Origin of the sequence: Oligoflexus sp. (genome assembly GCF_035712445.1) — a bacterium.
Taxonomy (GTDB): domain Bacteria; phylum Bdellovibrionota_B; class Oligoflexia; order Oligoflexales; family Oligoflexaceae; genus Oligoflexus.
In genome coordinates, this window is sequence record NZ_DASTAT010000042.1 from 32750 (window position 1) to 46745 (window position 13996).

Sequence of the window (13996 nt, forward strand, 5' to 3'; positions counted from 1 at the left end):
GCGTGGCATCCAAAGCCGTTCAACTGGACGAACTCGGTTCCTTCGTGCACGAAATGGAATCCATGCTGCTAAGGCTTAAGAAAGGTGAACTGGCGGTTGACTCGCATGCGGTGGACCTGCTCCTTCAATGTCACGACCTTCTTATCAATTGGATTGAGCGTCTTCATCAGAATTACCAAAGTACCATCGAATTCCTTCCGCTGCTGCTGCGCCTTCAGAACCTGAAGCCTAAAGAACCGGACCTGTCGGTCGCGACCCCAGCCGCTGCCATGCAAGGCTTTCATGAGTTCCATGACAACCCCGTTCCCGTCCAGGTCGTGGCGGCCGGGCACAAGGATGAATCCCTGCGGGTCAGCCTGAATCGGGTGGATGCACTTGTGAATGATGTCGGCGAACTTGTGATTCTGCAGACTGTTTTAAGGCAGAACAAGCATCTGATTCCATCGAATCTTTTGCAAAAAACCGTGGATCAACTCGGCAAGATCACAAGGCGGATCCAGGAGTCCTCGATGAGCCTCCGCATGGTTCCGCTGCAGCCGACCTTTCAAAAAATGCAAAGAGTCGTGAGAGATACCTCAAAATCCCTTGGGAAGGACGTCGTCTTTCACACCTCGGGCGAGGACATCGAGATGGACAAGACAGTGGTTGATCACCTCGGTGATCCATTGGTCCACCTGATCCGCAATGCGGTAGATCATGGCATTGAAACTCCGGAGCTGAGGCTCAAGGCGGGCAAGCCCGCGCAGGCCCATGTCTGGCTCACCGCGCGACATCATGCCGGGCGCCTTGTCCTTGAAGTGAGGGATGATGGGGATGGCCTTCGTGTTGCCAATATTCGCAAAAAAGCCCTGGAAAAATCTATTATTACAGAAGACGCTCTCCTGTCAGACGCCGAGATTCACCAACTCATTTTTGAACCCGGCTTTTCCACCAAAGCGCAGGTCACCGATGTATCAGGCCGCGGTGTGGGTATGGACGTCGTGAAGACCAATATCTGCCAGCTGAAAGGCGAGCTGCAGGTCGATACCGTGGAAGGGCAGGGAACCTGTTTTCGGATTATCCTGCCTCTCTCGCTTGCCATTATAGATGGGATGGTCGTGCGCTTGAATGAAACTGAGCGCTATATCGTGCCTTTGTCTCAGGTTCACGAAATTATTGAAATCAACGCGGCGGAAATCAGCCTGGTCGGACATCGGCAGAACGTCATGAGTCTTCGGGGTGAAACGATTCCCCTCTATCACCTGGATCAGATTCTGGGACATTCCGTCCCATCGAGGCATCAGAGCCGGGGCGTCGCCATCATCTCGCGCATCAATCAGAAGGAATACGGCTTTCTCGCGGAATCCATCGTGAGTCAGCAGCAGGTCGTCATCAAGAAACTGGGTCAGGACCTGAAGAAAATATCGGGCATCAGCGGCAGCGCCATCCTTGGTGACGGCAAGGCTGCTCTTATTTTGGATTTGGAAGAAATCATCGAACGGAGGTCTGCTTGACAACGCTACCCGTAAATCTGTCCAAGGTCAAGGGGCGGGAGGATCGCCATCTGATCTTCTCCCTTGGAACAGAAGAGTATTCTGTGCCTCTTCTGAAGGTGAAGGAAGTCATAGAAATTCCTGACATCACCCCCATGCCCCACACGCCGTCTTATTACCTTGGGATTATGAATCTAAGGGGGCAGGTTATCTCGATTATCGACCTGAGCATGAAACTCAAGGGCGTGCGCCAGGAGCTTGGTAAAAAAAATGCGGTGATCATCCTGGATTTCGAATCCTTTTGCCTGGGCATAGCCGTGGGCACTGTGAATCGGGTCCTTGCCTTTGCGCAGGAGGAAATTCGCGAGCGGCCGATGATCGAGAGCACCGAGAATATTGATTACATCGAAGGCGTTGTCCATCGCGACAGGAAGATGATCCTGCTGCTTGATGTTCACAAGGCGCTGAACGTCCAGGATTTGAAACTTATCGAAAGTCAGAAAAACGCTGCGTAACACTGAAACTTTTTTTGGAATGAGGACTTTTATGTTCGATCGTTGGAGTCTGAAAGCGAAATTGATTGCCTTTGCTCTCTTTGGTGGAATGTGTCTTTTGGTGGTCGGTGGCGTCGGCATCTATGCCCTGAAGAATGTTTCGGACACCTATCGCCATGTGTCGAATGTCAATCTTCCGAATACTCAGAAGCTGTCCCGTCTTTTGATCTCCCAGCGTGATATGGCTGGTGTTGTCCTGAGCCTTGTGAATACCCAGAACACTCGCGAGGCAGCCTTGAAGGGCTATGAGAACTATAAAAAATTTGTCGAAGACTTCGAGAAGACGGCCAAGGAATACGAGGCTGTGGAATTCGCGGAAGGTGAGGAGCAAAAGTGGAAGGATGTGGTTCGATCCTGGAAAAATCTGCGCCCTTTGATGGAAAAAGTCATTGAACTGAGCACAACCGGCCTTGAAGAGGATCGGGCGAAGCGCGATGTGATTGGCAGCGGCGAGCTGCCTCGGGCTCGCGTTGAGTTCCGCGAAATCACCGACAATCTTGTTAAATTCCAGGATGATGAAGCCAAAAAATGGGGGGATCGCGCTGAAGAAACCCGCAATGTTTCGACGTGGATACTGTCCGCCACGGTTTTGTCCGGCTTTATGATTGCGCTCCTGATTGGTTTTTACATGGCCAGTTCCATCAGCCGGACCATGAGCCAGGTGGCTGGTCAGCTTTCAACTGGCGCGGATGAAGTCACGTCCGCTGCCACCGAAATCTCATCGACGGCCGAGCAGCTCTCTGCCAGCGCTGTCGAGCAGGCTTCGTCCCTTCAGGAAACCGCCTCGTCCATCGAGGAGATGAGCAGCATGGTGAAGCAGAATGCTGCCAACGCTGCCCGCTCTTCGGAAACCGCCAAATCCGGCCAGGAAACAGCCGGTCGCGGCAAGCAGGTCATTGTTGAAATGCTGGGCGCCATGGGCGAGATCGATGCTGCAAACAAGGAAATTGGTGAAGTGGTCAAGGTCATCGGTCAGATCGGCAACAAGACCAAGGTCATCGATGATATTGTCTTCAAAACCCAACTGCTTTCGTTCAATGCCTCCGTCGAAGCCGCCCGTGCCGGTGAGCATGGCAAAGGTTTTGCCGTGGTCGCCGAGGAAGTCGGCAATCTCGCCCAGATGAGCGGCAATGCAGCCCGCGAAATCAGCGAAATGCTCGAACAGAGTCTGGAGCGGGTTGAACGCATGATTCAGACTTCGAAGCAAAAAGTGGAAGTGGGTCTGAACGTCGGCAAGCGCTGTGGAGATGTTTTGGATGAACTTGTGGAAAGCGTGTCAGAAGTCAATAACATGGCCAATGAGATTGCCAGCGCCTGCCAGGAACAATCCCGTGGCATAACCGAGATCAACCGCGCTGTCACGCAGATGGATCAGGTGACCCAGCAGAACGCTTCGGCTTCGCAGCAATCGGCGGCGGCATCCGAGCAACTCTCGCATCAGGCCGAATCCCTGCGCGTTTCCGTGGAAGAGCTTCTGCGACTTCTGAATGGTTCGGAGCGTGGCAATCTGGAGCCGGTTGCGGCATCAGGCCATCCGACACGCAAATCCGTTGCCCGGGTGCCTCTCCGTCGTGCAGCGCCGGAAGAATCTGTATCGCGTCTGAAAAAATCCGATACGGTGAAATCCGTTGAAGGTGTGCCCAGCAATCAGAACAGTGGATTTGACGAAGCTGCCTAGGAGTTGAAAGCATGACTTATGGTGGATTGCCGGAGATCAGTGACGATGATTTCAAGTTTTTTCAGAAGCGGATTCACGAACTCTCCGGTATTCACCTGACGTCATCAAAGACGGATCTGGTAAGGGCACGCCTGATCGCGCGCCTGGCCGAACTCAATCTGCCTTCCATCCGCGATTATCGCCGTTTTCTGGAGACGCTGCCTGCCCAGGATAAGGAATGGCAGCATCTTGTCAACCAGATCACGACCAATAAAACCGACTTTTTCCGCGAACCGGCGCACTTCAAGTATCTGACCGATACGTTTCTTCCCGAATGGGAAAGAAGGCACCGCACCGGCCGTCTGCGGGTATGGTCGGCGGCCAGTTCATCCGGTGAAGAACCCTATACGCTGTCCATGGTTCTGAATCGTTATTTCGGATCAGAGGACAGGTTTGAAATCCTTGGCTCCGATATAGATACCAAGGTTCTGGCGCTGGCGCAGAACGGTGTCTATGCGAACAACCGCCTGCAAGAAATCCCCATGGATTATGTGGAGCGGGCGGTCGTCAAAGGTCAGCGCGAAGTCAAAGGCTGGTTTAAAATTCGCAAGTCTATCGCCGAAAAAGTGCGTTTCACGCGCATCAATCTGGTCGAGACGAATTTTTTTGGTCTTGGGCCGTTCGACATCATCTTCTGCCGGAATGTCTTCATCTATTTTCAGCAGGAAACCATTCAGGAGATTATCCGGGGATTTTCCCAGGTCCTGAATAAGGATGGGCTATTGATCCTGGGACATTCCGAATCGGTACGTTTGCCGCCAGCGATCTGGAGCACGCAGGGGCCTTCCATTTACAGGAAACGAGCGGCCACCGCCACGGCGGTGAAAACACCGCCACCCCTGAGCAGAGCTTCGCAGCCGGAGCGTTTCCGAAGTCCGAAGAAGAAAGTGCTGATCGTTGATGATTCCCTCACCATTCGGCAGCTTCTGACGACGGCCTTTTCCCAGTCCGATCGTCTTGAAGTGGTGGGTGCTCTGGGTGATCCGCGTGATGTGGAAAGTGCCATTCAAAAATTTCGGCCGGATGTCATCACCCTGGATCTGAAAATGCCGCATATGGACGGCTGTCAGCTGCTGCGGGAGATCCTTCCGAAATATCCCATTCCCGTAGTGATCATCAGCGCTGTGACGCGCGAGGAGGGGCCTTTGGTGCTGGAAGCGCTTGAACTCGGCGCCGTGGATTACCTGCAAAAGCCGACGCTTCAGGATCTTAAAAACTCCAGCGCATCCTTGATTGAACACGTCTGCCAGGCTGCGGATGCGCATGTCCATCGGCAGAAACCTTCGCTGCCGTCGAAAACCATCACCAAGCGTTCGGCAAGTTTAGCGACGAGCAAACAGATCATCGTTGCCATCGGTTCATCCACAGGCGGGATTCAGGCCTTGACTGAAGTGCTGACTCAGCTGCCGGATTCCATTCCGCCGATTCTCATCGTGCAGCATATTCCCCCGGCTTTTTCCCGGCCTTTTGCTGAACGTCTGAATGCACTCTGTGCGTTTCAGGTAAAAGAAGCGCAGGATGGCGATCTGGTTTTGAATGATCAGGTGCTGATTGCCCCAGGGGGCCGGCATATGGAACTTCAGTCCGGTTCCAAAGGGTATCACGTCCGCCTGAGCGATGGGCCCGCAGTGAATCGACACAAACCCTCGGTCGATGTTCTCTTTGAGTCCGTGGCGCGACGGCTCGGACCTCAGGCTATCGGTGTTCTTTTGACTGGCATGGGTCAGGACGGAGCCCGCGGATTGAAGAGCATGAAGGAAGCCGGTGCTCCCACCATTGCCCAGGATGAATCCACCAGCGCAGTCTACGGTATGCCACGCGAGGCCGTCCGTTTGCAGGCCGTCGATCATGTTCTGCCTTTGGATAAGATTCCTCAGAGTCTCATGCGACTTCTTCAGGACAAAAAGATTCCCAAAAGAGCCTGACTCTTACCCGCAGAAAGAGTGGGATGAAATACCTCAATTGCGCTGATTCTTGCGTGACCCTGGAAACATCAACGGAAATGGTTAGCTTTTTTGACCGGAATGGATCGTGCAGTATTCTTTTAAGGTACGCAGGCCATTCACCGGGAGTTTCGCGCCATGAGAAATCAGCCGATCGGTAATCAGAAAGTGGATATTGGACACCTTGCAGAGTTTCTTAACATTAAGCTCGGCAACATTGACGAGATGAATGTCCATGAACAGGCTGGGCTGCTCCAGCAACTCGTGGCCCTTTCCCAACTGAAGCTGACGCGACTCGCTCTGCGGAACTGATCAACGGGCTTTACCGAGCAGAACTTTATCTTGAACCGTTTCCACGACATATTCCACGCGGCGGTTCATCAAACGATTTTCGCGACTTGTATTGGGAACGAGGGGGCGTGACGAGCCCAGGCCGAGTGCCAGAAGACGCTTGGCGGAGACTCCCTTCTTTTTCAGATAGCTCACCACTTCATCCGCACGATCCTGAGTCAGCTTGATGTTGGATGGTTCCTTGCCGCCAGAGTCGGTATGCACAAGGACCGACAGAGATTGAATGGCTTTCTCGTCCTGCAGAAGGGCGACCAGGTATTCAAGCACGGGATAGGATTCCGGCATCACCTGCCTTTTGCTCTTCTTGAATTTCAACTGAGGCAGCTGAATGCCTTGCTCCAGGGCAAAGCCGCCGTCCTTCGCATAACTGAGACGCAGACTCGACTGCAAATCAGGAAAGGCTATGAATTTCTTGCGAAAGGTCTCGCGCTTATCCACGGAAACGATGAGTTCATAAAGGCCAGGCTCAAGCAGAGATGCGGCCTTTTTCTCGCGGGCCTTAGGTGGCTGCGTTTCCACGGGAAGGATGCGATAGGTGATGTTCGCCGGCAGCTCCTGGCTTTCGACTAGCGAAAGCTGCAGACCCGCCTTGCTCTTGGGGGCCGATTCATTTTTGATTTCATCGTCGATCATCGGGGCGACTGCGGTCCGAATCATCTGATCGTGCAGATTATTGGCCGTCGATTGTCCCGATATTATTAGGCCGATCCATAGAATCAGGAAAATTATCCTTGTCCCAAGCATGCGGAAAATCCTTGTCTCTGTTTAAAAACATAACCATCTAGATCTCGCTATAACAGGCTCAGAGCGATGTGTCCAAGCTTAAAACCTGGGTATTTTTGGATGACACAGATGACCATGAACAGAAAATGCTACAGTGGAATTCCTGGAGGGAATCTGCAGAATATTGTGAAGGAGAAAACCAGCAAGACCAGGCGGTGAAAGGGATATAAACGGATGAGTTTGACTTATGTATTAAATTTGCTTCATCCGTTTGGGGTTGTTCGAGGAATTCGGGAAGACAAAAAATCAGGTTTCCAGGTCGTCAGCAAGAAGTTCCTGAGCCATCGCCAACTGATCCTCGGGAACCAGGAGTTCAACCCCGTTCACCAGGGCCAGCGCGGGATCCACGCCACCAGCATCATCAGAACGGACCTGCACCAGGATCCCCGCACCGCGCAGCATGTTGGCATTGAGATTGGCAATCATCCGATCAGGATAAGATATGAGAGACACGAATTTCATAAAGGTCCTCCTCTCACAGTCTTAACATGAAATTTTTCCTGTTTCCAGGAGCGCATAGCAAAGCTGACCGTCTACTGGACAATGCACATTGGCTTTTATGTCGACTTCCTGGGTACGAATGAGTATACGTCAAAGCTTGTACTCAGGCGTTTTCAAGTATGGACATCGCCGTGATATTTCAACCGTTTTCAAGGCTGGGCAAGGGCCGCTCATGATCAACGAGACAGCTGAAATCCGTTTGAAATTTTTAGCCGACGCCAGCCAGCTTCTCTCCGGCTCGCTCGACTATGAAACCACTCTCTCGAATGTCGCTCATCTATCGGTGCCGGTCTGCGCGGACTGGTGCGCCGTCGACATGTTTGAAAAGGACGGCCGGATCAGGCGGCTGGCCGTGGTCCATTCCGATAGTCAAAAAACAGCGCTCGGGTTCGAGCTTTTTGAGAAATACCCGCCGCAGCCAAGCGATGCCCACGGACTTGTTCTCGTCATGAAGACGGGAGCCCCTCAGTTTTACCCTGAAATTCCTGACGAACTTTTGGTGAGCACCGCCTTCGATCCGGAACACCTGGAAATCATTCGTTCGCTGGGCATGAAATCCGCCATCGTGATGCCGATGAAGGTTCAAAACAGGGTGCTGGGCGCCATCACCCTCGTCTTCGCCGAATCTGATCGACGCTATCGCGCGAAGGATCTGGACTTCGTCTATGACCTCGCCTCCCGTGCGGCTTTGGCCATAGAGAACGCCAGGCTCTTTACGGAGGCCAGCGAGTCCGTGCTTCGTGAGAAGGAGTCGGCGGCAGTCCTCAATATCCTTCTGATGTCTGCGCCCGTGGCCTTCGCTTTTCTGGACCGGGATCTTCGTTATGCGCGTGTCAATAATGCCTTTGAAAAACTCATGGACAAGCCCAGAGACGAGGTGATTGGAACCATCTTCGGCTCGCATTACGCTCAGGATGTTCGGGATTTGAACCTGGACCTCATGGAGGTGATGAAGAGCCGCAGACCCCTTTTGAATATTCCGGTCCATGCGGGCGAGACCAGGCATTCCCTTGCCAACTATTTTCCGGTCATCAGTGACAACGAAGTCCTGGGCATCGGGGTCCTGATCTACGACATCACCGACCATAAAAACATGGAGCAAAAGATCCGTGAGCAGGCCCGCATCAACGAGAAACTGCATGAAGTCGGCCTGTCTTTGACGGCGGAGCTGAATCTGGATCGGATCGTCCAGACCGTGACGGACGCCGCCACAGAGCTTTCCGGCGCGCAGTTTGGAGCCTTTTTTTATAATGTTTTGAAAGAAGATGGCGAGGCTTACACCCTTTATTGCATATCGGGCGTGCCGCGGGAAAAATTCTCGCAGTTTCCCATGCCCCGCAATACGAAAATCTTCGCCCCCACCTTCATGGGTGAGCGAATCGTTCGCCTTGATGATGTAACAAGGGATGGAAATTTCGGACATAACGCGCCCTACCACGGGATGCCAGCGGGTCACCTGCCGGTGCGGAGTTACCTTGCTGTCCCTGTGATATCGCGGACCGGCGAGGTCCTGGGTGGGCTCTTCTTCGGACATGAAAAGCCCGGAGTCTTTACCGAATCAGCCGAAAAGCTGGTGGCGGGCCTTGCCCCACAGGCCGCCATCGCGATCGACAATGCGCGACTCTTCGATACGGCGAATATTTCAAGAAATCGCCTGCAGTCCCAGCTGAATTTTACGGATGCCCTGACCAAGAGCTTAGGGGAAGGGCTCTGCGCTTTTGATCAGGATCGCAAAGTCATCTTTGTGAATCCGGCCACGACCCGCCTGCTCGGATGGAGTCATAGCGAGCTGATGGGCAAGGATCTGACCGAGGTCTTCCCTGCGGACGAAAACACCGCCGTCTGGAATAAGGTCCTGCATCAGAAGCGAATGGTGGAAGGCGAGAGCACGTTCATAAGAAAGGATGGCAGTTCCTTTCCAGCCAGTTATCTGGCTGCACCCTTCGTCGAGAAGGAAAGCGTCCAGGGTGTGGTCATCACGATTCGTGATATCACCGAAACCCGGCGCATTCAGGATGAGCTGCAGCGTTCGCGCGAGGAATTGGAACAAAGAGTCGTCGAACGCACGGTGAATCTGACTGCGGCCAACCAGGAGCTGGAGGCTTTCAGCTATTCCGTCTCCCATGATCTCAGGAGTCCTTTGCGCAGCATTGATGGCTTCAGCCAGGCCCTGCTCGAGGATTATGCAGACAAGCTGGACGCCGAAGGCCAGGATTCCCTGCAAAGAATTCGCGCAGCCTCGCAAAAGATGGGCCGCATCATAGATGATCTTTTGAATCTATCCAAACTCACCCGGACCCAGATGCGGACGGAACGCATCCATATCAGCGAGATGGTTCAGAAAATACTTGATGAATTCCGATCGTCTGATAAAAGCCGTCAGGTGGAAACATTGGTCCAGGAAAGGCTTCTGGCCACCGGCGACAGTTCCCTGCTCAGGATCGCTCTGGAAAATCTTCTGTCCAATGCCTGGAAGTTTACCGGCAAACAGGAAAAGGCCCGCATTGTCTTTGGAGCCGAACGCATCAATGGCGAGATAATTTATTTCGTCGAGGACAACGGCGCAGGCTTTAACATGCAGTATGGCAGCAAACTTTTTGGAGCCTTTCAAAGGCTGCACCAGGCCCACGAATTTTCGGGCACGGGCATAGGCCTCGCTACGGTTCGACGAATCATCCACCGGCACGGCGGGCGAATCTGGGCCGAGAGCGAAGTCGGACGTGGCGCCAAATTCTTTTTCACGCTTCCTACGACGCATACGGATAAGGAGACCGTTCGGTGACTGGAAAAACCATCCTACTGGTTGAAGACAACCCTGATGATGAAGCCCTGACCATACGCGCCTTGCGCAAGGCTCACGTCAGCAATGAAGTGATTGTGGCCCGCGACGGCGCCGAGGCTCTGGACTATCTTTTCGCTGAGGGCCACTATCAGGGGCGAAATACCAGCGTCCAGCCTCAGATTGTTCTGCTCGATCTCAAGCTTCCCAAAATTGATGGACTTCAGGTTCTGGAGCGCATCCGCGCCGATAAAAGAACGGAACTCATCCCGGTTGTGATCCTGACCACCTCCAAAGAGGAGAAGGATCTGATCAGCGGCTACAGGCTGGGTGCCAATAGCTACGTTGCCAAACCCGTTGATTTCGTCGAGTTTACGGATGCTGTGAAGAACCTTGGCATGTACTGGCTGCTCATCAATGAACGTCCACCTTTAAAAGGGCCATGAAAATCATGCAGGAAAAGGCGTGTCTCCGTGTCCTCATTATCGAAGATTCAGAAGATGACCTTTTGCTCCTTCTGCGCGAACTGCGCAAAGGCCGCTTTGATGTCCAGCATCATTGTGTGGAAAATGCTGAGGACCTGCAGCACCACCTGAAAACCGAGGCGTGGGATGTGATTCTGTCCGATTACAATCTTCCCGGGTTCGGAGCCTTGCCGGCGCTCGAAATCTTAAAGACCTGTGACCTGGATATCCCTTTTATCATAGTCTCGGGCGCGGTGGGCGAGGAAACCGCGGTCGCAGCGATGCGGGCCGGGGCTCACGATTATGTGATGAAGGGCAGCCTTGCGCGCCTGATGCCGGCCATTGAAAGGGAACTGCGCGAGTCCGCCAGTCGCCAGGCTCGTCGGGACGCTGAAAAAGCGGCTTTCTTGGCGAAAGAGGAGGCCATTGCCGCGAACCGGGCCAAGAGCGATTTTTTAGCTCAAATGAGCCATGAGATTCGCACGCCTTTGGGAGCCATCCTGGGTTTTTCCGAACTGCTTTTGGAATCCAATGAAGATGAAGACTCGCGACGTGAAACGGTCGGCATCATCATTCGCAATGGACAGAGCCTTTTGCAGATCGTCGATGAGATCCTGGACATGTCGAAGGTGGAAGCTGGAAAACTTGCGGTTGAAATCCTGCCCTTTTCCCTCGCCTCCATGCTGGTCGACCTCGAAAATCTTTTCACGCCGAAAGCCCGTGAAAAAGGCCTGAAGCTGCAGTTCGTCTATGATCACCGCCTGCCGAAGGAAATTCAGACCGATCCCAATCGTCTGCGACAGATTCTGATCAATATCATCGGCAATGCCATCAAATTCACTCATAGCGGCAGCGTGAGCGTGATCGTCGGACGCGGCAGGCCAGCCGATGGAAAATATGCCCTGGAATTTACCGTGGTCGATACCGGGGTTGGCATATCCCATGAGCATCAGGGCCTTTTATTTAAGCCTTTTTCCCAGGCCGACAGTTCCATTTCGCGCCGCTTCGGAGGCACCGGACTGGGTCTTGCACTCTCCAAGCAGCTGGCTCGCCTGCTGCAGGGAGACCTTGTGCTGACCAAAAGTGAGCCGGGAAAGGGAAGCACCTTCACCCTGCGCATCATGGCCCTTGTGAAAGAAGACGCCATCCCGAATCAAGTCGCTGAATCGGCGACAGCGGTGACGTCGCAGCTCACGCTCAGCAATGTTCATGTACTGCTGGTGGATGATTCCGGTGACAATCGCCTGCTCATGAGCAAGATCCTCAAGTCCACGGGCGCGACTGTGGACTTGGCCACCAATGGTCGTGAGGCCATTGAAATGGCGCTTCACAATATCCACGATGTGATCCTCATGGACATGCAGATGCCGGTGATGGATGGTTATGCAGCAGCGCGTTCGCTGCGTGATCAGGGATTTGCCAAACCTATTATCGCTCTGACGGCCAACGCCATGAGTTCCGAGCGATCGCGCTGCCTGGAGGCGGGCTGCAATGACTTTCATCCCAAGCCGATTGATCGGCCGGTTCTGATAGAACTGATCAGCACCTACGTCTCTCCCCTTCATTCCCGGTCAGGTTTATGAAAGAGTCCGGTGGTGGATTTCCACCGGATTGCGTTTAACCTCGAAGTCCAGCCAGCTCCTTTTTGTTTTCATAAACGACGCGGCCGTTTGAGATCGTCATCAGAACCTTTGTTTTCAGGATATCCTGAGGTTTCCTATCGGCCATGATCTGACCCAGATCGCTATCGAGCACCACGATATCAGCCAGCTTTCCGGCCTCCAGCGTGCCCATGTCCTTTTCCCGGAAGGCGGCATACGCAGCGTTCTTCGTATAGGATTCCAGAGCTTCATCCATGGTCAGATGCTGATCATAGCTCCAGCCCTTGGGCGGTTGCCCGTTCTGCGTTTGCCGGGTCACCGCCGCGTAAAGTCCCCAAAGAGGGTTGGCGGATTCAACAGGGGTATCGGAACCGCTGACCAGAACAGCCTGGCTTTGACGCAGCTTTTGCCAGACATAAGCGCCTTCTTCCATGCGGTCGTTGCCGATCCGGGTTGGAACCCAGGGCGCGTCCGAGGTCAGGTGCGTGGGCTGCATCGAAGCGATGATGCCCAGTTTTCCAAAGCGCGGAATATCCTGGGCGTCGAGAATCTGAGCATGCTCGACACGCAAACGCAGATCGGCCTTCGGAAACTCCTTGATCACGCGTTCGAAGGCATTCAAAACGCTACGGTTGGTCTTATCACCGATGGCATGCACAGCCGTTTGAAAGCCGGACTGAGCAAATCTTTTGACCGACTGATAGATCTGCTCTTCGGTGAGGATTTCCAGGCCGGAGTATCCAGGCTGATCCGTATAAGCTTCCAGCATGGCCGCTCCGCGGGATCCGAGGGCTCCATCCGCCATGAGTTTAACCGAACGGATCTGAAGCATGTCCTTCACAAGCGGACCTGATTTCATAAAGCGATCGATGAGCTTCGCATCGGCTCCAGCCAGCATTACATTCAAACGCAGGGGCAACTCACCTTGCGCTGCGAGCGTTTCGTAGATGGCAATATCCTCGCCTGAGACGCCCGCATCATGAAAACTTGTCAATCCGTATTCCGCACAGCGAGCAAGAGCGGCCCGGATGGCTTTTTCGCGTTGGGCATTGGATTCGGGTGGAATCACCGCCGTGACAAGGTCCATAGCGCGATCGACCAGAATACCCGTGGCTTCACCTTGAGCGTCACGGATGATTTTGCCACCGACAGGGTCGCGGGTATCCCGAGTAATGCCGGCTTTTTTCAGCGCCAGCGTGTTGACCCAGATCGCATGTCCATCAACTCGTGTCAGGGAAACGGGAATGCCGTCACCCAGCTTGTCCAGATCCTGACGCGTGGGAAATTCCTTTTTCGCCCAAAGGTTTTGATCCCAGCCCCGACCCAAAACCCAGTCTGACTTCGGTGTGTGGCTGATTTCCTCTTTCACCTTGCCCTGGATGGTTTCCAGGGACGTCATGCCCGCCATATCCAGGCGGACAAGCTGATAACCAAGGCCTTTCAGATGACCGTGACCTTCGTGAAAACCGGGATACACAGCCTTGCCCTTGAGATCAACAACTCGTGTGGCCGGGCCTTGCCAGGTTTTCAGTTCCTTTATGCTGCCGGTAGCCACAACGCGGCCGCCCTGGATAGCCAGTGCCTCGACCATCGGTTTCTCTTTATTCAGTGTGTGAATCCTGGCGTTCGTCAAGAGGAGTTCCGCAGGGGCTGCTTGCAGAGCTGACGTCAGCAAAAGCCCCGTGAGGCTTTGAAGCCAGGTATAAAATCGTCCTGTCATACCGTTTCTCCAGAATAAGCGCGCGTGAATGATGGGCGGAGATTAGCGGGCTTTCAGGCGATTGCCAAGAGGGGATGTACGGGGCTATAGTTCTTCTCATCCCTCGATAAA

11 protein-coding genes are annotated in these 13996 nt (G+C 53.7%); 8 read left to right on the plus strand and 3 right to left on the minus strand.

The window, feature by feature from the left end; all coding sequences use genetic code 11:
- Positions 1-2: 2 nt before the first annotated feature.
- The 5 genes from VFO10_RS08880 (at position 3) to VFO10_RS08900 (ending at position 5998) form a co-directional block, all read left to right on the plus strand.
- Positions 3-1493 carry a chemotaxis protein CheA gene (locus VFO10_RS08880; RefSeq protein ID WP_325139153.1) on the plus strand — a complete coding sequence of 497 codons (1491 nt, stop codon included), beginning with the start codon at positions 3-5 and terminating at the stop codon, positions 1491-1493.
- Positions 1490-1987, plus strand: coding sequence for a chemotaxis protein CheW (locus VFO10_RS08885; protein WP_325139155.1), 498 nt, complete (start codon positions 1490-1492; stop codon positions 1985-1987). The genes VFO10_RS08880 and VFO10_RS08885 overlap by 4 nt, the downstream gene beginning before the upstream one ends.
- A gap of 31 nt (positions 1988-2018) precedes the next feature.
- Entirely contained in the window at positions 2019-3704 is a 1686-nt protein-coding gene (locus VFO10_RS08890; protein WP_325139157.1) for a methyl-accepting chemotaxis protein, read from the plus strand.
- An 11-nt stretch (positions 3705-3715) separates the two neighbouring features.
- Positions 3716-5668 (plus strand): chemotaxis-specific protein-glutamate methyltransferase CheB, encoded by a 1953-nt coding sequence (gene cheB, locus VFO10_RS08895; protein ID WP_325139159.1) that lies wholly within the window; start codon positions 3716-3718, stop codon positions 5666-5668.
- A 156-nt stretch (positions 5669-5824) separates the two neighbouring features.
- A complete protein-coding gene (locus VFO10_RS08900) occupies positions 5825-5998 on the plus strand; it encodes a hypothetical protein (RefSeq protein ID WP_325139161.1) in 174 nt (57 codons plus the stop codon).
- Here VFO10_RS08900 and VFO10_RS08905 read toward each other — a convergent pair whose 3' ends face one another.
- Entirely contained in the window at positions 5999-6781 is a 783-nt protein-coding gene (locus tag VFO10_RS08905) for an OmpA family protein (RefSeq protein WP_325139162.1), read from the minus strand.
- Positions 6782-7066: 285 nt separating this feature from the next.
- Positions 7067-7282, minus strand: a complete 216-nt coding sequence (locus VFO10_RS08910) for a putative signal transducing protein (RefSeq protein ID WP_325139164.1) — start codon at positions 7280-7282, stop codon at positions 7067-7069.
- Between the two features lie 211 nt (positions 7283-7493).
- On the opposite strand from VFO10_RS08910, the gene VFO10_RS08915 reads away from it, so the two are divergent.
- The 3 genes from VFO10_RS08915 to VFO10_RS08925 are packed head-to-tail and all read left to right on the plus strand — an operon-like array spanning position 7494 to position 12147.
- Positions 7494-10103 carry a GAF domain-containing sensor histidine kinase gene (locus VFO10_RS08915; RefSeq protein WP_325139166.1) on the plus strand — a complete coding sequence of 870 codons (2610 nt, stop codon included), beginning with the start codon at positions 7494-7496 and terminating at the stop codon, positions 10101-10103.
- Positions 10100-10546 carry a response regulator gene (locus tag VFO10_RS08920; RefSeq protein ID WP_325139168.1) on the plus strand — a complete coding sequence of 149 codons (447 nt, stop codon included), beginning with the start codon at positions 10100-10102 and terminating at the stop codon, positions 10544-10546. The genes VFO10_RS08915 and VFO10_RS08920 overlap by 4 nt, the downstream gene beginning before the upstream one ends.
- On the plus strand, positions 10543-12147 hold the full coding sequence (locus VFO10_RS08925; protein WP_325139170.1) for a response regulator: 1605 nt from the start codon (positions 10543-10545) through the stop codon (positions 12145-12147). Before VFO10_RS08920 ends, VFO10_RS08925 begins: the two co-directional genes overlap by 4 nt.
- A gap of 34 nt (positions 12148-12181) precedes the next feature.
- Here VFO10_RS08925 and VFO10_RS08930 read toward each other — a convergent pair whose 3' ends face one another.
- On the minus strand, positions 12182-13885 hold the full coding sequence (locus VFO10_RS08930) for an amidohydrolase (protein ID WP_325139172.1): 1704 nt from the start codon (positions 13883-13885) through the stop codon (positions 12182-12184).
- Between the last annotated feature and the right edge of the window lie 111 nt (positions 13886-13996).